Origin of the sequence: Micromonospora globbae (assembly GCF_036184225.1) — a bacterium.
Lineage (GTDB): Bacteria > Actinomycetota > Actinomycetes > Mycobacteriales > Micromonosporaceae > Micromonospora > Micromonospora globbae.
Map to the genome: position 1 here is coordinate 3,104,469 of NZ_CP108084.1, position 18,619 is coordinate 3,123,087.

Genomic DNA, 18,619 nt, shown 5'->3' on the forward strand with positions numbered 1-18,619 from the left:
TCGTGTCCGCCGACCGCCGCCGACCTCAGCGCTTCCGGGACGTCCACCAGCGTCGGGCCAGCGCCTCGGCGCTGCCCCAGATGCCGTGCCGGAACAGCAGCACGACGAGGACGAAGATCCCGCCGGTGACCAGGCCGATCGCCTCGAAGTTCGAGAACGACAGCCAGTCCTCCAGGCGTACGACGAGGGCCGCGCCGAGCACCCCGCCCCAGAGCGTGCCGATCCCGCCGAGCACCACGACGACGACGGCCTTGCCGGACGTGGTCCAGTGCAGCACGTCGAGGGAGACGAAGCGGTGCCCCACGGCGAACAGCCCGCCGCCGAGCCCGGCGATGAACCCGGACAGCACGAACGCGGTGAGCTTGTAGCGGTGGACCGGGTAGCCGAGCGCCCGGGCCCGCGCCGGGTTGTCGCGGATGCCGACGAGCACCCGCCCGAACGGCGAGTGCACGATCCGCCAGGCGGCGGCGAGGCCGAGCAGCACGATCGGCAGGATCGCGTAGTAGAAGTAGTAGTCGTCGGAGAGGTCCAGGCCGAAGAGGGACCGCGGCACGCCCTGCAGGCCGTTCTCGCCGCGGGTGACCGAGCGCCACTCGTTGGCCACGTAGTAGACCATCTGCGCGAACGCCAGCGTGACCATGGCGAAGTAGATGCCGGTGCGCTTCACGGCCAGGTAGCCGATCGGCACGGCGAGCACCGCGGCGGCGAGCGCCCCGGCCAGGACGGCCGCCGGGAACGGCAGGCCGGCGTGGATCGCGACGAGCCCGGTGACGTACGCCGAGGCGCCCCAGAAGGCGGCGTGGCCGAAGGACATCAGCCCGGTGAAGCCGAGCAGCAGGTCCACGGCGACGGCGAAGAGCGCCCAGCAGAGGATGTCCACGGCCACCGCCGGGTAGAGCCCGTTGGGCAGCCAGAGCGCGGCGATCAGGCCGGCGGCGAGCAGCGCGTACCGGACCCAGCCGGGCGCGCGGGCCACGGTGAGCAGGCCGGACGGCGGTGCCGGGCGGGTGGCGTCGGCCGGGGTGTCGACGGTGCTGGTCATGCCGGTGCCTCCTCACGGCCGAAGAGCCCGGCCGGGCGCCAGAGCAGCACGACGGCCATCACGACGAACACGACGGTCTGGGACACGATCGGAAAGTCCGAGAGGTACGCCTCGCCCCAGGCCTGCACGAGGCCGATGCCGAACCCGGCGGCCACCGAGCCGAAGATCGAGCCGAGCCCGCCGATGACGACCACCGCGAACACCACGATGATGAGGTCGGCGCCCATGAGCGGGTTGACGGCGCGCATGGGGGCGGCCAGCACCCCGGCCAGGCCGGCCAGGCCGATGCCGAAGCCGAAGACCGGGGTGACCCAGCGGCCCACGTTGATGCCGAACGCCCGGGTGAGTTCGGGCCGCTCGGTGGCGGCCCGCACCACCATGCCGAGCCGGGTGTGGCTGAGCAGCCACCACACCGCGACGCAGACCAGCACGGCGAAGCCGAGGATGAAGACCCGGTACGTCGGGAAGTCGAACAGCCCGAGGTTCACCGAGCCGCTGAGGGCCGACGGGGTGGCGTACGGGCTGGACTGGACGCCGTACCGCAGCTTCACGAGGTCTTGGAGGATGAGCGTCAGCCCGAACGTGAGCAGGAAGTTGTAGAGCGGGTCGAGCCGGGTGAGCCGGTGGATGAACGCCCGTTCCAGCGCCATGCCGAGCAGCCCCAGGCCGACCGGCACGATGACCAGCGCCGCCCAGAACGGCACGTCCGCCTCGGTGAGCAGGACGTACGCGCCGAACGCGCCGAGCATGTAGAAGGCGCCGTGGGCGAAGTTGACCACCCGCAGCATGCCGAAGATGACGGCGAGCCCGAGGGCGAGCAGGGCGTAGAACGCCCCGCTCACCAACCCGTTGAACGTGTTCTGCAGGAAGCCTGTCACAGCGTGCAGTCCGGGGACGGGGCGGCGAACGCCTCCGCCGCCGGGATGGTCTTGAGCACCTTCACGTAGTCCCACGGCTCGGTGACCTCGGACTGCGGCTTCACCTGGGCGAGGTACGCGTCGTGGATGACCCGGTGGTCCTCGGCGCGGATCTTGCCGTTGCGCAGGAAGACGTCGTTGACCTCCTTGCCCTCCAGTCCCTTGACGATCGTGTCCGCGTCGTCGGTGCCGGCGGCCTGCACGGCCTCCAGGTACTGCAGGGCGGCCGAGTAGTTGGCCGCGTGCGCGAACGACGGCCGGGTGCCGGTCTCGGACTGGAAGCGGTCGGCGAACGCGCGGTTCTGCTCGTCGAAGTTCCAGTACCACGCGTCGGTGTAGGTCGTGCCGGCCAGCGCGGCGGGGGTGAGCGAGTGGATGTCGGTGATGAACATGAGGCCGACGGCGAGGCCGACGCCCTTGTCCCGCAGCTTGAACTCGTTGTACTGCTTCACCACGTTCACCAGCTCGGCGCCGGCCTGCATGGTGCCGAGCACGTCCGGCTTGGGGTTCAGCGTGGGGGCCTTGAGCAGGAACGTGGAGAAGTCGCCGCTGGTGTTGGGGAACGGCGCCCCGTCCTTGCCGACGACCTTTCCGCCGGCGGCCGTGATGGCCGCGGAGAAGCTCTTCTCCATGTCCTGGCCGAAGGCGTAGTTCGGGTACAGGATGTACCAGTTCTTCCCCACCTGCTCGGTGGTCACCTTGCCCGTGCCGTTGGCCAGCATGTACGTGTCGTACGCGTAGTGGAACGTGTACTTGTTGCAGCTCTTGCCGGTCAGGTCGGTGGTGGCGGCGCCGATGTTGAAGTAGAGCTTCTTCTTCTCCTTGGCCACGTCGGCCACCTTGAGCGCCGCCGACGAGGTGGGCACGTCGAGGATGAGGTCGACGCCCTTGCGGTCGTACATCTCGGCGGCCTTGGTGTTGGCGATGTCGGGCTTGTTCTGGTGGTCGGCGGTCTCCACGGTGATGTTCTTCGTCACCGCCTTGTCGCCGTACTTCGCCTTGAAGTCGGCCACGGCCATCTCCACGGCCGTGACCGAGTTCCGGCCGGACAGCTCGGAGTACGCCCCGGACTGGTCGTTGAGCACGCCCAGCACGATCTTGTCGCCGGTCAGCTTCTGGTCCCCGCCCGACTGGGGCCCGCCGCCACCGCAGCCGGCGGCGAACACCACCACGGCCGACGCCGCGGCCACACCCACGGTCCTACGCATGCCATTCCCTCCATCCGCGCACCGTCGCGCGGTCAGCAGCCGTCATCAGATCCCGAGGTACGACAGCAGTTCGCGCTCCCGGGAGCGCACCTCGGAGTTGTCCATCGCCTCCACGACGCGTCCCTCGGCCAGCAGGTAGTGCCGGTCGGCGACGCCGGTGGCGAAGTGCAGGTTCTGTTCGACCAGCAGCACGGTGACCCCGTGCCGCTTGGCCTCGTGCAGCAGGTCGCCGACCTGCTGCACGAGCAGTGGGGAGAGCCCCTCGGTCGGTTCGTCGCAGAGCAGCAGCCGGGCGCCCATGCGCAGCACCCGCGCCAGGGCGAGCATCTGCTGCTCACCGCCGGACAGGGTGGTGGCCGGCGAGTCGCGCCGGGCGTGCAGGGCGGGGAACGCCTCGTACACCCGCTCCAGCGACCACGGGTCGGGCCCGACGGTCGGCGGCAGCGTGAGGTTCTCGGCGACGCTCAGCGTCGCGTAGCTGCCCCGGTCGTCGGGCACCCAGCCGAGCCCGAGCCGGGCCCGGCGGTGCGCCGGCAGCCGGCCGATGTCCCGCCCGTCCAGCTCCACCGTGCCGCGCTGGCCGGCGTGCAGCCCCATGACGCACCGCAGGAGGGTGGACTTGCCGGCGCCGTTGCGGCCGACCAGGGTGACGACCTCGCCGGCGGCGACGCCGAGGCTGACGTCCCGCAGCACCTGCGCCTCCCCGTACCAGGCGGACAGGCTGTCAACGCGCAGCATCGGCGGCTCCCAGGTAGGCGGTGATCACGCGCTCGTCCGCGCGGACCTCGTCGTACGGGCCCTCGACGAGGACCTTGCCGGCCTGGAGCACGGTGACGGTGTCGGCGAGGCGGCCGACGACGCTCATGTTGTGCTCGACCATGACGACGGTGCGGCCCTGACGTACGCGGGCGATGAGTTCGACGGTGCGGTCGACGTCCTCCAGGCCCATGCCGGCGGTCGGCTCGTCGAGCAGCAGCACCTTCGGGTCCAGGGCGAGCGCGATGGCGAGTTCGAGGGCCCGCTTGCGCCCGTACGCCAGCGCCTCGGAGGGGGCGTGGGCGAGGTCGGCGAGCCCGACCATGTCGAGCAGCTCGGCCGCGCGGTCGTGGTAGCGGCGCATCAGCTTCGCCGAGCGCCAGAACCGCCAGCCCAGCCCGCTCGGCGACTGCAACGCCAACTCGACGTGCTCCTGCGCCGTGAGCTGCGGGAAGAGGCTGGTGATCTGGAAGGAGCGGGCGACGCCGAGGCGGGCCACCCGCTCCGGCGGCAGCCCGGTGACGTCCCGCCCGGCCAGCTCGATCCGCCCACCGGTGGGCCGCAGGAAGCCGGTGAGCAGGTTGAACAGCGTGGTCTTGCCGGCGCCGTTGGGACCCACGAGCGCGTGGACGCTCTCCGGCGCGACGTCGAGGTCGACGCCGTCCACCGCCCGGAAGCCCCGGAAGTCGCGGGTCAGCCCGCGAGCCGACAGGAGCGCTTGCCCGGCCATCGCCATGTCCTCCGCCGTCTGAAGGCGACGACCGGATGGGTGACCGTGGTCACATGGCCGTCGCGTTCAGGAAACGTACGGCGGGGCCGGCGAGTCGAGCCATGTCGATGCCCCACACATTCCCATGCATCGAAGCGTGATCCCGCACCACACCCTGCGGGGCGGGACGCCCACCGCGGGCCTCCGCCCGGGTGGGCCATCCACATCGATGAGTCGCCTCCGCGGGTGCGGCACGCACGCGGCGGGCCCGCTCAGCTCGTCAGCGCGTCCAGGGCGAGGTCGACGTCCTCCTGGGTGGAGTAGAGGTGGAACGAGGCGCGCACCCGGCCGGCCCGCACCGCGGCCCGCACGCCCGCCCGTTCCAGCTTCTCCTGCGCGCCGGGCACCTCGACGGTCACGATGGCGCTCTCCCCCGGCGGCTGGCCGAGCCCGGTGAGGAGCCGGTTGGCCAGCGCCACGTCGTGGTCGCGGATGGCCGGCAGGCCCACGTCGAGGAGCACGTCGAGCGCGGGCGCCATGCCGACCCAGCAGAACCAGGCCGGCGAGATGTCGAAACGGCGGGCCTCGTCGGCCAGCCGCAGCGGCGGGCCGTAGTAGGAGGCGTGCGGGTCGCGGCCCGCGTACCAGCCGGCGGCGTCCGGGCGCAGCCGCTCCCGAAGCTCGGGGGCCAGGTAGGCCAGCGCCGCGCCACGCGGACCCATCAACCACTTGTACGCCGAGACGACCACCGCGTCGGCAAGGGAGGCGTCGAACGGCAGCCAGCCGGCGGCCTGGGTGGCGTCCACCACGACCAGCGCGCCGTGCGCCCGGGCCGCGGCCACGACCTCGTCGTACGGGGCGAGCGCGCCGTCGGCGGACTGCACGAGGCTGAACGCGACCAGGTCGGTGCCGGCGTCGATGGCGTCGACGAGGCGCGCGAGCGGCACGGTGCGCACGTGCACGCCGCGCCCGGCCTGCGCCAGCCACGGGAAGAGGTTGGAGGTGAACTCCACCTCGGGCACCACGACCGTCGCGCCGGACGGAAGCGCCGCGGCCACCGGCGCGAGCAGCTGCGACGCGGTGCTGCCGATCGCCACGTCCGCCACGGGCACGCCGCCGACCAGCCGGGCGAACGCGGCGCGGCACCGGTTTGTCGACTCGTCCCAGCCCTCCCACGAGGTCCGGCCGACCCGCCAGTCGGCCAGGGCGTCCTGCAACGCCGTCCAGGCCGGTTCGGGCGGCAGCCCGTAGCTCGCGGTGTTCAACCAGCCGGGTTCCGGCTGCCACAGCTTCTGCGCCTCGATCAGTTCCACGTCTCGACGCTAACGCCGAGGTCCGCCCCGGCTGGACTGCCAATCGGGTTCTGGCGGCCTTCCCCTCACCGGCGGCCCGCGCCGCGGTCCTCGCGTCACCCGGGCGGTCAGGAGCCGACGTGCTCCGCGGCGCGGATGGCGGCGGCGACGCCGTCGAGGATCACGTCGAGGCCGAACTCGAAGTCGGCCAGCTCCGGGTCGCTGGGCGGCGGCGCCTCGAACAGCCCGGAGGCGAAGAGCGCGGCCGCCTCGGGGAAGCGTTCGGCGTCGACGAGGCCGGCGAGGGCCCGGCCGTACGCCTGCTCCACCTGGGGCTGTTCGAGGCCGCTTCCCCGGCGCCCTTCGGCCATGTCGAGGCTGAGTTGGGAGGAGCTGCGCACGTAGCCGGAGAGCAGGGTCATGATGCCGACCTTCTGGCCCCAGTCGAGCCCGGTGCCGCGCAGCGCGCGCAGGCAGGCGTCCATCCAGCTCACGGCGTTGGGCCCGCTCGGCGGGCCGCTGATCGGCACGTGCGGCAGCCAGGTGTGTCGGGCGTGCCGGGCGCGGATGCCGTACGCCCACTGGCGCAGGCCGGCGCGCCACTGCGCGGGGCCGGCGGGAACGTCCGGGGCGGGGCCGGTGGCGGCGTCGCCCATGAGCACGAGCAGCTCCTCCTTGGAGCCGACGTGCCGATAGAGCGACATCGTCGTGTAGCCCAGCTCCTTGGCCACCTTGGCCAGCGTCACGCCGGCCAGCCCATCGCGGTCGGCCAGCTCCACGGCCGCGCGGACGACCTGCTCGACGTCCAGTTCGGCGGGCCGGCCGAGCCGGGACTCGGTCGGCAGTCGCCACAACCGGGCGAGCCCGACCGGAACCTTGTCGTCCATGATCGACCTCCGCCTCCGCGCCCGATGCGGATCCCATTCTGCCCAGCGCCCCTGCGCTGCCACGCCCCGGCAGGCTTTTGTTTACGCCATATAGTTTATGCCGTATGGTTAGCGCCTCGCGCCAACGAGGGGGAGGAACCATGACGATCGACGTGACGACGCCCGCCGGGCCGGGAGCGGTGGCACCGGTCTCCGGTGGGCGACGCATCCTCGCGCCGGACCTGGCCCGGGGCGCCATGCTGCTGCTCATCGCGCTGGCCAACGCCGCGGGGGTGTTCCTGGCCTCCGTACCCGGGGTGGATCCGACACCGCACGGCCTCGAACGGCTCTGGAACGTCCTGCTCGTCCTCTTCGTGCACGCCCGCGCCCTGCCGCTGTTCGCGATGATGGTCGGCTACGGGCTCGTCCAGTTCGCCCGCCACCAGGACGAGGCGGGCCGCCCACCGCGGACCGTCCGCACGCTGCTGCTCCGCCGCAACGCCTGGTTGTTCCTCTTCGGCCTGGCACACGGCCTGCTGCTGTACTCCGGCGACGTCCTGGGCGCGTACGGCCTCATCGGGATCGTGTTCACCCTCGTCCTGCTGCGCAGGGGCGACCGCGTCCACCGCCTCGCGCCCGCCTACCTGCTCCTCGCCGCGGCCTTCGTGCTCGTGCTCGGCGCGCTGGTGGTCCGCGGCCTGGCGGGCGGCACCGGCGACCCCGTCGGAGTGCCGACCGGCGACTTCCCGTCGGTGACGGAGACCAGTTACCTCGCGTCACTCGCGGCCCGTGCCGCCGAGTGGCCGGCGACCGTGCTCACCATGTTGCCGATGATCCTCTGGATCTGGATCGGCGCCTGGGCCGCCCGCCGCCGGCTGCTCGACGAGCCGGCGACACACCGCCGGCTGCTGCGCCGCGCCGCCCTGGTCGGCCTCACCGTGGCCGTCCTCGGTGGCCTGCCGATGGGCCTGCTCGCCGGTGGGTTCCTCCACGTCGACGCCGACACCGCGGGGTACGTGAAGCTGCTGTACGAGTCGGCCGGCCTGTTCGGCGGCATCGGCTACGCGGCACTCTTCGGCCTGCTCGCCCTCCGGGCGTCGACGTGGCCGGCCGGGAGCCGACGGCACCTGCCGATCACGGCGCTCGCCGCCCTGGGCCGGCGCTCGCTCAGCGGCTACCTGGTGCAGTCCGTCGCCTGGCTGGTGCTGGCGTCCCCGTTCGCCCTCGCGCTCGGCGACCGGCTGGGCAGCCCCCTCTTCGTGGCCGCCGGCTGCGCCGTGCTCGTCTGGCTGGGCACGCTCGTCGGCGCGTACCTGATGCACGTCCGCGGCCGGCGCGGGCCCGCCGAGGTGCTGCTCCGGCGGCTGGCGTACGGAAGACGCTAGCCGCGTGACGATCGCGCTCGAACATGGATGTCGTGGCCTCCGTGCGACCCGGAGGCCACGACATCATGGATCGAGCGCGATCTCGGCCGCGCCGCGGCCGGCTCAGCTCACGTTCGCCGGGCCGAGCACGCTCTTCAGGTCGGCCATGAGCGCCGTGGTGGCGGCCACCCGGAACGGGCCCAGGCGCAGCGTGGTGGTCTTGCTGCCGTTGAGCAGTTTGACGTGCACCTCGGCGTCGCCGGGGTGCAGCACGAGGGTCTCCTTGAGCCGCTCGACCAGCGGCGGGGTGCACCGGGTCACCGGGATGGTGAGCGTCACCGGCTTGTTCGCGGCGCTGGCGCTGATGTCCGGCATCGACATGTCCATCGCCATGATCCGCGGCGTGTCGTCCCGGCGGTCCACCCGCCCCTTCACCACCACGATGGCGTCCTCGGCGATGTACTGCCCGATCACCTCGTACGTGTTGGGGAAGAAGAGCGTCTCCACCCCGCCGGCGAGGTCCTCCAGGGTGGCCGACGCCCAGGCGCGGCCCTGCTTCGTGACCCGCCGCTGCACGCCGGAGAGGATCCCGGCGACGGTGACCACTGTCCCGTCCGGCACACCGCCCTCCTCCGCGAGCGCCGCGATGCTGGTGTCCGCGGCCGCGTTGAGGATGTGCTCCAGGCCGAACAGCGGGTGGTCGGAGACGTAGAGGCCGAGCATCTCCCGTTCGAACGCCAGCTTGTCGCGCTTGTCCCACTCGCTCTCGCCGATGACCGGCATGACGGTGCTGCTGGCCGTGGCCTCCACGTCGCCGAAACCGGCCCCGAACAGGTCGTACTGGCCGGTGGCCTCCTTGCGCTTGACGTCGGCGTACGCGTCGATGGCGTCGGCGTGCACCTGGAGCAGCCCCTTGCGGGTGTGCCCGAGCGAGTCGAACGCGCCGGCCTTGATGAGCGATTCGATGGTCTTCTTGTTGCAGACCACCGCGTCCACCTTCGACAGGAAGTCGTAGAAGTCGGTGTACTCGCCCTTCTCCTCCCGGCAGCGCATGACGGCCGCGACGACGTTCGCGCCGACGTTGCGGATGGCGGCCAGGCCGAAGCGGATGTCCCTGCCCACCGGGGTGAACGGCCCGGCGGAGGTGTTCACGTCCGGCGGCAGCACCTGGATGCCCATCCGGCGGCACTCCGACAGGTAGAGCGCCATCTTGTCCTTGTCGTCGCCCACCGAGGTGAGCAGCGCCGCCATGTACTCGGCCGGGTAGTTGGCCTTGAGGTACGCGGTCCAGTACGACACGAGGCCGTAGCCGGCGGTGTGCGCCTTGTTGAAGGCGTAGTCGGCGAACGGGACGAGGATGTCCCAGAGCGTCTGGATGGCCTCGTCGGAGTAGCCGTTGCGGCGCATGCCGTCGCGGAACGGCACGAACTCCTTGTCGAGGACCTCCTTCTTCTTCTTGCCCATCGCCCGGCGCAGCAGGTCGGCCTGGCCGAGGCTGTAGCCGGCGAGTTTCTGCGCGGCGCGCTGCACCTGCTCCTGGTAGACGATCAGGCCGTACGTCGGGCCGAGGATCTCCTCGAGCGGCTCGGCCAGCTCCGGGTGGATCGGGGTGATCTCCTGGAGGCCGTTCTTGCGCAGGGCGTAGTTGGTGTGCGAGTTCGCGCCCATCGGGCCGGGCCGGTAGAGCGCGAGGACCGCGGAGATGTCCTCGAAGTTGTCCGGCTTCATGAGCCGCAGCAGCGAGCGCATCGGCCCGCCGTCGAGCTGGAACACGCCGAGGGTGTCGCCCCGGGCCAGCAGCTCGTACGTCGGTTTGTCGTCGAGCGGAAGCTGGAGCAGGTCGACGGTGCGCCCGTGGTTGCTCTCGATGTTCTTCAGCGCGTCGTCGATGATCGTGAGGTTGCGCAGGCCGAGGAAGTCCATCTTCAGCAGCCCGAGCGACTCGCACGTCGGGTAGTCGAACTGCGTGATGATGGCCCCGTCGGCGTCGCGGCGCATGAGCGGGATGTGCTCGATGATCGGCTCGGCGGACATGATCACGCCGGCGGCGTGCACGCCGGTCTGCCGGATCAGGCCCTCGATGCCGCGGGCGGTGTCGATGACCTTCTTGACGTCCGGGTCGGACTCGTACAGGCCCCGGATCTCGCCGGCCTCGGCGTAACGCGGGTGCTTCGGGTCGAAGATGCCCGACAGCGGGATGTCCTTGCCCATCACCGCGGGCGGCATCGCCTTGGTGATCCGGTCGCCCACCGCGTACGGGTAGCCGAGCACCCGGGCCGAGTCCTTGATCGCGGCCTTCGCCTTGATCGTGCCGAACGTCGCGATCTGCGCGACCTTGTCCTCGCCCCACTTCTCGGTGACGTACTTGATGACCTCGCCGCGCCGGCGCTCGTCGAAGTCGATGTCGACGTCCGGCATCGAGACGCGCTCGGGGTTCAGGAACCGCTCGAAGATCAGGCCGTGCGGCAGCGGGTCCAGGTCGGTGATGCCCAGGGCGTACGCCACGAGCGAGCCGGCGGCCGAGCCACGGCCCGGGCCCACGGCGATGCCCTGGCTCTTGGCCCACTGGATGAAGTCGGCGACCACGAGGAAGTACGACGGGAAGCCCATCTGGATGATGACGCCCAGCTCGTACTCGGCCTGCTTGAGGTGGGTCTCGGGGATCCCGTTCGGGAAGCGGCGCTGCAGGCCCTTGAAGGTCTCCTTGCGGAACCAGGACTCCTCGGTCTCCCCCTCCGGCACCGGGAAGCGCGGCATGAGGTTGCGGAACTCGAACATGCCGGCCGGGTCGACCTTCTCGGCCACCAGCAGCGTGTTGCGGCAGCCCTCCAGCCACACGTCGGACGAGTCGACGGCGCGCATCTCGTCGGCCGACTTGATGTAGTAGCCGCTGCCGTCGAACTTGAACCGGTTGGGGTCGGCCACGTTCGCCGCGGTCTGCACGCAGAGCAGCACGTCGTGCGCCTCGGCCTGCGACTCGTGCGTGTAGTGGGAGTCGTTCGTGACCACCGGCGGGATGTCGAGCTTCCGGCCGATCTCCAGCAGCTCCTGGCGGACCCGGCGCTCGATGTCGATGCCGTGGTCCATGATCTCCAGGAAGTAGTTCTCCTCGCCGAAGATGTCCTGGAACTTCGCGGCGGCCTTGAGCGCCTCGTCGTACTGGCCGAGGCGCAGCCGGGTCTGCACCTCGCCCGACGGGCAGCCGGTGGTCGCCATGAGCCCGTCGGCGTGCTCGGCGAGCAGCTCCGCGTCCATGCGCGGCCACTTGACGAAGAAGCCCTCGGTGTACGACCGGGTGGTGAGCTTGAACAGGTTGTGCAGGCCGACCTTGTTGCGGGCCCAGATCGTCATGTGGGTGTAGCCACCGCTACCGGAGACGTCGTCGCTCTTCTGCTCGGGCCGACCCCACCGCACCCGCTGCTTGTGGAAGCGCGACTCCGGCGCGACGTACGCCTCGATGCCGAGGATGGGCTTGACCCCGGCGGCCGTCGCCTGCTTGTAGAAGTCGTTGGCGCCGTGCATGTTGCCGTGGTCGGTCATCGCCACCGCCGGCATCCCCTGGCGGCTGACCTCGGCGAACAGGTCCTTGAGGCGGGCCGCTCCGTCGAGCATCGAGTACTCGGTGTGTACGTGCAGATGCGCGAACGAATCGCCCATGCGTGGCGCCCCCCAGCTATGGATCTTGCACGGTCGGAGCCGACCGGACCCCACCCTACCGAGGTCAACTCCGCGGCTCCACCGTCCGCGCCGAGGGTGGTCCGCGTCTCGTCCGGCGCCGCCGCCGGGGCCGCCCCCACATCATTGTCGGGCGCACGACGATATGGGGCTGGACATTAGTGTGTGGCACACAGTATGGTGTGACGCATGGTCAGCGACGAGACCCTCCGGACCCACCTCCAGGAGCTACGACGCGGCACGGTCGTGGTGGCGAGCCTGATCGCCCTGCGCCGTCCCGACTACGGCTACGCACTGCTGCAACGGCTCACCGGCCACGGCTTCCCGGTGGACGCCAACACGCTCTACCCGCTGCTGCGCCGCCTGGAGGAACAGGGGCTGCTGACCAGCGAGTGGAACACCGAGGAGAGCCGGCCGCGCAAGTTCTACCGGACCAGCGACGAGGGCGAGAGCGTGCTCCAGCGGCTCCTCGACGACCTGGCCGACGTCCAGACCTCTCTCACCGGCCTGATCGAAGGAGTGGAGCGATGAGCTCTCTGACCGACCGTTACCTTGCCGCCACCCTGCGGGCCGTGCCGGCCGCACGCCGCGAGGAGATCGCCACCGAGCTGCGCGGCTCGATCGAGGACATGATCGACGGCCGCCGCGCGGAGGGGCGCGACCCCGCGACCGCCGAGCGCGAGGTCCTCACCGAGCTGGGCAACCCGGCGCAGCTCGCCGCCCGCTACGCCGACCGGCGCCTCCAGCTCATCGGCCCCACCTACTACCTGGCCTGGGAACGGCTCATGAAGCTGCTGCTCAGCTTCGTGCCGGCCACGGTCGGCATCGTCGTCGGCGTCCTGGAGGCCACCGACGGGGAGAACCCGGGTGGCGCGATCGGTGAGGGCATCGCCACCGGCCTCCAGACCGCCATCCACATCGCCTTCTGGGTCACCCTCGTCTTCGCGGTGCTCGAACGGACCAACACCAGCTTGAACCTCCCGGCCTGGACGGTCGACCAGCTCCCCGAGGACCACGTCAACCGGCAGATCACCCTGGTCGACGCCGCCGCCGCCATCGGCTGGCTGGTGCTGGTCATCGCGTACCTGCCGTTGCAGCACTTCCGCTCGTTCGTGCCCACCGACGACGGCGGCAACCTGCCGCTCCTCGACCCGGCGCTGTGGAGCTTCTGGCTGCCGTTCCTGATGGCCGTCCTGGCGGTGAACGTGGGCCTGGAGGTCGCCAAGTACCGGGCCGGGCGGTGGACGTGGCCGCTGGTCGCGGCCAACATCGTGGTGGACCTCGCGTTCGCGGTCCCGGTGGTGTGGTTGATGTGGACCGACCGCCTGCTCAACCCGGCCTTCGTGAACCGCTGGGAATGGCTCAGCCGTGAGGAGAACCTGAACACGATCGCCACGATCGTGATCGCCGGCACGGTCCTGGTCGTGCTCTGGGACATCGCCGACAGCGCGATCAAGGCGTACCGCAACCGGCACTGACCGCACCAGCGCCGCGGCCCGGCACCCCCTGGGGTGCCGGGCCGCGGCCTGTGCAGGCGTCGGCCTCAGCGGCTCACCACGGTCTCCCGCTCCACGTGGGACAGCTTCTCCGGGTTGCGGACGGCGTAGAGCCCGGTGACGAGGCCGTCGTCGACGCGCACCGCCACGACGGTGTCGACCTCGCCGTGGACCCGGAGGATCAGCGCCGGGTGCCCGTTGACGTGCGCCGGGTGCAGCGACGCCCCGTCCGGTACCCGGGGCAGCCCGGCCGTGAGCAGGCGGGCCACCTTGTCGGCCCCCACGATCGGGCGCAGGACGGCCTGCTTGACGCCGCCGCCGTCACCCACGAGGACGACGTCCGGCGCGAGGATGTCCAGCAGGCTCTGCAGGTCACCCGTTTCGACGGCGCGCTGGAACGCCTCCAGCGCGCCCCGGGTCTGTTCCGGGGAGACCGTCCCGCGGGGCCGGCGCGCCGCGACGTGCGCCCGCGCCCGGTGGGCGATCTGGCGGACCGCCGCCGGGCTCTTGTCGACGGCGCCGGCGATCTCGTCGTAGTCCAGGTCGAACACCTCGCGCAGCACGAACACCGCCCGCTCGGTCGGCGTGAGCGTCTCCAGCACCAGCAGCATCGCCATCGAGACGCTGTCGGCCAACTCGACGTCCTCGGCCACGTCCGGCGTGGTCAACAGCGGCTCGGGCAACCAGGACCCGACGTAGGACTCCCTCCGGCGGCGCAGCGCCCGCAGCCGGATCAGCGCCTGCCGGGTCGTGATCCGCACCAGGTACGCCCGCCGGTCCCGCACCCCGTCGAGATCGACGCCCACCCACCGCAGCCAGGTCTCCTGGAGGACGTCCTCGGCGTCGGCGGCCGAGCCGAGCATCTCGTACGCGACGGTGAACAGCAGGTTGCGGTGGGCCAGGAACACCTCGGTGGCCGTGTCCGCCCGCTCCTCACGCGGCCCGGCGGTGTCCACTGATCGCTCGTCCATGGCCGGCTCCCGCCCTTCCCCGTCGACTCTGCCACCCACACGATGCCGCTCCCCACCCCCGTGTGACAGCCGGCGGCCGTGGCGTGGACCACACCGCAACGCCGTCACGAGGACCGGGGCGCCGGCATCTCCATGCCGACGGGCAGCCGCGCGGACCCCCGCGCGGACGGCCCCGGTAATCGAAGGAGACCCCGTGAACCTCACGCTGCACACCGCGCTGTGGATCGTCACCGGCCTGCTCGCCGCCGTCCTGCTGGTGAGCACCTCGAAGATGTTCGTGCCCCGGGAGAGGATCGCGTCGGTGGGCCACGCCGGCGAATGGGTCCTGGACTTCAGCCCCGGCGCCCTCCGGGTCATCGGCACCCTCGAACTCCTGGCGGCGGCCGGTCTCGTCCTGCCCGCCGTGCTCGACATCGCGCCGGTGCTGGTGCCCGTGACCGCCACCTGTGTGGCGGCGCTGTTCGTCGGCGCCGCCACCATGCGGCTGCGCCGGGGCGAGCGGGCCACGATCGTGCCCGACCTGGTCTATCTCGCCCTCGCCGTCTTCGTGGCCTGGGGCCGCTTCGGCCCCGAGCCGTTCACCGGCTGACCCGGGCGCGCCCGCAGGAGCGCCCGGCCGGAGCCCACGGGCTACCGGTCGGGCTACCGGTCGCCGCGCCGACGCAGCGCGCCGCTGGTGGCCGCGGCGAGGAAGCCGGTCCAGGCCGCGGGGCCGAAGGCCAGCACCGGCCCACCACGGTCCTTGCTGTCGCGTACGGCGACCACGCCGGCCAGGTTCGTGGCGACCTCGACGCAGGTGGACCCGCCGTTGTCGCTGCGGGTCGACTTCCGCCAGACCGCGCCGGTCAGGTCCATGTCTCCGCCACCTCCCCGATGAGTTCCCGGGACGCCCGGCGGGGCAGCGCCTCTCCCCGCAGGCTCTCCCACCTGCGTTGAAGGCTATCAACGTCGTCTGAGCGGTCGCTCACGTGCGCGCGCAGCGGGGTGTCGACGTGCGCCACCTCGCCGCCCTCCGCGGTCCGGACCAGGATGAACGCCCCGGCCAGCCCCGCGTGCATCCCCGCGTCGGCGGGCACCACGAGCAGATCGACGTGCGGGAGTTCGGTGACCCGAAGCAGGTGCGCGAACTGCTCGGCCATCACCGCCGGGCTGCCGATCCGGCGACGCAGGGCCGCCTCGTCGACGACGAACACGGCCTCGGGCGGCGACTCCCGGGTCAGCACGGCCTGGCGGGACAGCCGCGACGTCACCCGCTGCTCCACCTCCGCGTCGCGCAGCATGCCGCCGCCGGTCAGCACCGCCCGCGCGTACGCCTCGGTCTGGAGCAGGCCGGGGATCAGCGACGGCTCGAACCAGCGGATCAGCGTCGCCTCCGCCTCGACGGAGATCCACTCCCGCAGCCACGGCGGCGCGGCGTCGACGCGGACGAGCGCGAGCAGCCGTTCGAAGAAGCCACCGGACTCCAGGGCGGCGTCCACCCGGCCCACGAAGTCCTGCGACGGGGTCCGGTGGCCGATCTCCACCATGCCGATGAGCGAGGACGAGTAGTTGATCCGCTGCGCCAGCTCCTCCTGGCTGAGCCCGCGGTCCCGGCGGGCCCGGCGCAGCTCGCCGCCCAGGAACTCCAGCGTCGACAGCGGCGCGTCGCCCATCACACCTCCACCACGGTTCCACCGGCGTCCGCCACCGGACCCCACCGGAGCGCGCCGCGACGGCACCACCGGATGGTGACCCGTCGATGCCTCCCGACGGTAGTCGCCCGGCCAGCAGAGTGTGAGCAGGCGCGACGAGGAGGAGGCCGGGATGGGCGGTCAGGTGGGGTGCGTACCCCGGAGGACGCGGTGACCGGGACGCGCCGGCACGTGGCCGCGCGGCCGGCGTGGCGCTGCCGGGTCTGCGCCGCGCCGTGGCCGTGCCAGCCGGCGAAGCTGGCGCTGCGCGTCGAGTACGCCCACGACCCGGTCGGGTTGTCGGTCTACCTGTGCGTGCTGCTGCACGAGGCCGCCGGCGACTGGCTGCGGCTGCGTCCCCAGCCGCCCGACCCGGCGGAACTGTTCGCGCGTTTCGTGGCCTGGACACGGCCGGTCGGGGCGGACGCCGAGCGCGGCCGGGTGGACCGGCTGCTCGACCGGGCGGCCACCGCCGCTCCCCCACCTCGGTCCCGCGGCGTACGCCCTGGCCGGGCACCCGGACACCGACGGCCCGCGGGGTGAGAGTCTTTGTCAGGTGACCACCACGACCGGCGACCAGTGGCGCCGCCCCGGGCCGACCCCGGAGCAGCGCCGCCTCGACCTGTACGGCGGGCTGGCAGTGACGGTGCTGGCCCTGTTCAGCCTCACCCTGACCCGCAGCACCGGCGCGTTCCTGCTCGGGCCGCCGCCGTCGGGGCCGGAGCAGGTCTTCTGGACCGTCGCGGGGACGCTGCCACTGATCTGGCGGCGCCGCTGGCCGGCCGTCACGGCGCTGGTCGTGTCGGCCGTCTTCATCGCCGCCCAGGCCCGGTCCGCACCGGAGACGCAGCTCTCCTCCTGGGCCCTGTTCGCGGCGCTCTACACCCTCGGCGCGTGGGGTCCGAACCGCCGGCTGGCGCGCCGGCTGCGCGTGGGGATCATCGTGACGATGTTCGCCTGGCTGGGCGTCTACTACGCGGTCACGGTCGGCAGCATCCCGCCGGACGCGTTCGCCCGCGCGGTCGGCCCCGTGCCGCCGGTGCTGGCCGCCATCGTGAGCGGGGTGCTGATCAACGGGCTGTACTTCGGCGTCGCGTACTTCTTCGGCGAGACCGCGTGGCTCGCGGCCCGGCGCCAGCACGAGTTGGTGGAGCGGGCCGAGGAGCTGCGCCGGTCGCAGGCCGAGGCCCGCGGGCGGGCCGTGATCGGCGAACGCGTCCGCATCGCCCGCGAGCTGCACGACGTGGTGGCCCACCACGTGTCGGTGATGGGAGTCCAGGCGTCGGCCGCGCGGCGGGTCTTCGACAAGGACGCCACGAAGGCCCGGGCCGCGTTGACCGCCATCGAGGAGACCGCCCGCACCGCCGTCGACGAGCTGCGGCGGATGCTCGGCGTGCTGCGCGCCGGCGAGGGCACCCCGGAGCCCGTCGCGCCGCCCGCCGGCGTCGACCAGGTGGCCGCGGTGGTGGAACGGGCCCGCGACGCCGGGCTGCGCGCGACCCTCGGGGTGTACGGCGATCCGGTGCCGCTGCCGGAGTCGGTGTCCCAGGCGGTGCACCGGGTCGTCCAGGAGGCGGTCACCAACGTGATCAAGCACGCCAGCGGGGCCACGGTGCTCGACGTGCGGCTCCGGTACCTGGCCAAGGAGGTGGAGGTGGACGTGACCGACGACGGACGGCCGACCCGCCCGCCCAACCCGGACGGGCTGGGCCTGGTGGGGATGCGCGAGCGGGTCGCCACGCACGGCGGCACCCTGGAGGCCGGCCCCCGCACGGGCGGCGGCTGGCGGGTGCGCGCCCGCTTCCCGCTGGCGGTCGCCGTGGCGGAGGCGGCGTGAGCGCCCCTGACGCCCGCGGCCCGATCGCCGGCGGGACTCCCGGCGTGGACCGGCCCGTGCGGGTGCTGCTCGCCGACGACCAGCATCTGGTGCGCACCGGGTTCCGCGTCATCCTCGAGGTGGAGGACGACATCGAGGTGGTGGGCGAGGCGGCCGACGGCGAACGGGCGGTCGGCATGACCCGGGCGCTGCGCCCGGACGTCGTGCTCATGGACGTGGAGATGCCCGGGATGGACGGCCTGGAGGCCACCCGCCGGATCACCGCTCCCGACTCGGCCGACGGCACGGCCGTGCTCATCCTCACCACCTTCGACCGGGACGACTACCTGTTCGCCGCGCTGCGCGCGGGAGCCAGCGGCTTCCTGCTCAAGAACGGCACCCCCGAGGCCCTGGTGGAGGCGATCCGGGTGGTGGCCCGCGGCGACGGGCTGCTCGCCCCGGAACTCACCCGGCGGGTGATCGCCACGTTCGCCCGGCCCGGCGGCGAGACCGGCCCCGGCCGTGCGGCGGGCGAGGCCGCGCTCGCCGAGCTGACCCCCCGCGAGCGGGAGGTCCTGGTCCTGCTCGCCCGTGGCGCCAGCAACGCGGAGATCGCCGACGAGCTGCACCTGGGCGAGGCGACGGTGAAGACGCACGTGAGCCGGGTGCTCGCCAAGCTGGACCTGCGCGACCGGGTGCAGGCGGTGGTGTTCGCGTACGAGCACGGGGTGGTCCGCCCCGGCGGCTGAGCCCCGGCCCGCGACGGCCGACCACGTGCCGGCCTCGCCCGGCGGCTGACCACCCTCCCGCCGGCCTCCCCCGCCGGACGGACCGTGG

General features: G+C 72.3%; 18 protein-coding genes. 7 read left to right on the forward strand and 11 right to left on the reverse strand.

The window, feature by feature from the left end:
• Positions 1-25: 25 nt before the first annotated feature.
• From OG994_RS13695 to OG994_RS13725, 7 genes are all read right to left on the reverse strand, one after another.
• Entirely contained in the window at positions 26-1,042 is a 1,017-nt protein-coding gene (locus OG994_RS13695) for a branched-chain amino acid ABC transporter permease (protein ID WP_328853467.1), read from the reverse strand.
• Positions 1,039-1,920, reverse strand: coding sequence for a branched-chain amino acid ABC transporter permease (locus OG994_RS13700; RefSeq protein ID WP_328853468.1), 882 nt, complete (start codon positions 1,918-1,920; stop codon positions 1,039-1,041). Before OG994_RS13700 ends, OG994_RS13695 begins: the two co-directional genes overlap by 4 nt.
• Entirely contained in the window at positions 1,917-3,167 is a 1,251-nt protein-coding gene (locus OG994_RS13705) for an ABC transporter substrate-binding protein (RefSeq protein WP_328853469.1), read from the reverse strand. Before OG994_RS13705 ends, OG994_RS13700 begins: the two co-directional genes overlap by 4 nt.
• A 45-nt stretch (positions 3,168-3,212) precedes the next feature.
• On the reverse strand, positions 3,213-3,905 hold the full coding sequence (locus OG994_RS13710) for an ABC transporter ATP-binding protein (protein ID WP_328853470.1): 693 nt from the start codon (positions 3,903-3,905) through the stop codon (positions 3,213-3,215).
• Positions 3,892-4,653, reverse strand: a complete 762-nt coding sequence (locus OG994_RS13715) for an ABC transporter ATP-binding protein (protein WP_120328717.1) — start codon at positions 4,651-4,653, stop codon at positions 3,892-3,894. The genes OG994_RS13710 and OG994_RS13715 overlap by 14 nt, the downstream gene beginning before the upstream one ends.
• 251 nt (positions 4,654-4,904) lie before the next feature.
• The gene (locus OG994_RS13720; protein WP_328853471.1) at positions 4,905-5,945 is read right to left on the reverse strand and encodes an aminotransferase class V-fold PLP-dependent enzyme; all 1,041 of its coding nucleotides are present in this window, start codon (positions 5,943-5,945) and stop codon (positions 4,905-4,907) included.
• Positions 5,946-6,052: 107 nt separating this feature from the next.
• On the reverse strand, positions 6,053-6,811 hold the full coding sequence (locus tag OG994_RS13725) for a TetR/AcrR family transcriptional regulator (RefSeq protein WP_328853472.1): 759 nt from the start codon (positions 6,809-6,811) through the stop codon (positions 6,053-6,055).
• A 140-nt stretch (positions 6,812-6,951) separates the two neighbouring features.
• Between OG994_RS13725 and OG994_RS13730 the strand changes: the two genes are divergently transcribed.
• Complete coding sequence (locus OG994_RS13730; RefSeq protein WP_328853473.1) at positions 6,952-8,175, forward strand: DUF418 domain-containing protein; 1,224 nt, start codon at positions 6,952-6,954, stop codon at positions 8,173-8,175.
• A 102-nt stretch (positions 8,176-8,277) separates the two neighbouring features.
• On the opposite strand, the gene dnaE is transcribed toward OG994_RS13730, so the two are convergent.
• Positions 8,278-11,811, reverse strand: coding sequence for a DNA polymerase III subunit alpha (gene dnaE / locus OG994_RS13735; RefSeq protein WP_328853474.1), 3,534 nt, complete (start codon positions 11,809-11,811; stop codon positions 8,278-8,280).
• A gap of 207 nt (positions 11,812-12,018) precedes the next feature.
• On the opposite strand from dnaE, the gene OG994_RS13740 reads away from it, so the two are divergent.
• Together OG994_RS13740 and OG994_RS13745 are read left to right on the forward strand one after the other, a co-directional pair.
• A complete protein-coding gene (locus tag OG994_RS13740; RefSeq protein WP_120328726.1) occupies positions 12,019-12,360 on the forward strand; it encodes a PadR family transcriptional regulator in 342 nt (113 codons plus the stop codon).
• A complete protein-coding gene (locus OG994_RS13745) occupies positions 12,357-13,307 on the forward strand; it encodes a permease prefix domain 1-containing protein (RefSeq protein WP_328853475.1) in 951 nt (316 codons plus the stop codon). The genes OG994_RS13740 and OG994_RS13745 overlap by 4 nt, the downstream gene beginning before the upstream one ends.
• 65 nt (positions 13,308-13,372) lie before the next feature.
• Here the strand turns inward: OG994_RS13745 and OG994_RS13750 are convergent, their stop codons facing one another.
• On the reverse strand, positions 13,373-14,296 hold the full coding sequence (locus OG994_RS13750) for an RNA polymerase sigma-70 factor (protein ID WP_328853476.1): 924 nt from the start codon (positions 14,294-14,296) through the stop codon (positions 13,373-13,375).
• 193 nt (positions 14,297-14,489) lie between these two features.
• Here OG994_RS13750 and OG994_RS13755 point away from each other — a divergent pair, with 193 nt between their 5' ends.
• Positions 14,490-14,885, forward strand: a complete 396-nt coding sequence (locus tag OG994_RS13755; RefSeq protein ID WP_240032937.1) for a DoxX family protein — start codon at positions 14,490-14,492, stop codon at positions 14,883-14,885.
• Between the two features lie 53 nt (positions 14,886-14,938).
• Here OG994_RS13755 and OG994_RS13760 read toward each other — a convergent pair whose 3' ends face one another.
• On the reverse strand, positions 14,939-15,151 hold the full coding sequence (locus tag OG994_RS13760) for a DUF397 domain-containing protein (protein WP_328853477.1): 213 nt from the start codon (positions 15,149-15,151) through the stop codon (positions 14,939-14,941).
• Positions 15,142-15,948, reverse strand: coding sequence for a helix-turn-helix domain-containing protein (locus OG994_RS13765; protein ID WP_328853478.1), 807 nt, complete (start codon positions 15,946-15,948; stop codon positions 15,142-15,144). Before OG994_RS13765 ends, OG994_RS13760 begins: the two co-directional genes overlap by 10 nt.
• 168 nt (positions 15,949-16,116) lie before the next feature.
• Between OG994_RS13765 and OG994_RS31575 the strand changes: the two genes are divergently transcribed.
• From OG994_RS31575 to OG994_RS13780, 3 genes are read left to right on the forward strand one after another with little or no spacing between them, the layout of a single operon-like run.
• Positions 16,117-16,509 carry a hypothetical protein gene (locus tag OG994_RS31575; protein ID WP_396844621.1) on the forward strand — a complete coding sequence of 131 codons (393 nt, stop codon included), beginning with the start codon at positions 16,117-16,119 and terminating at the stop codon, positions 16,507-16,509.
• A gap of 13 nt (positions 16,510-16,522) precedes the next feature.
• Positions 16,523-17,803 (forward strand): sensor histidine kinase, encoded by a 1,281-nt coding sequence (locus tag OG994_RS13775; RefSeq protein WP_120328731.1) that lies wholly within the window; start codon positions 16,523-16,525, stop codon positions 17,801-17,803.
• A gap of 44 nt (positions 17,804-17,847) precedes the next feature.
• On the forward strand, positions 17,848-18,531 hold the full coding sequence (locus OG994_RS13780) for a response regulator transcription factor (protein ID WP_328853719.1): 684 nt from the start codon (positions 17,848-17,850) through the stop codon (positions 18,529-18,531).
• Positions 18,532-18,619: the final 88 nt, after the last annotated feature.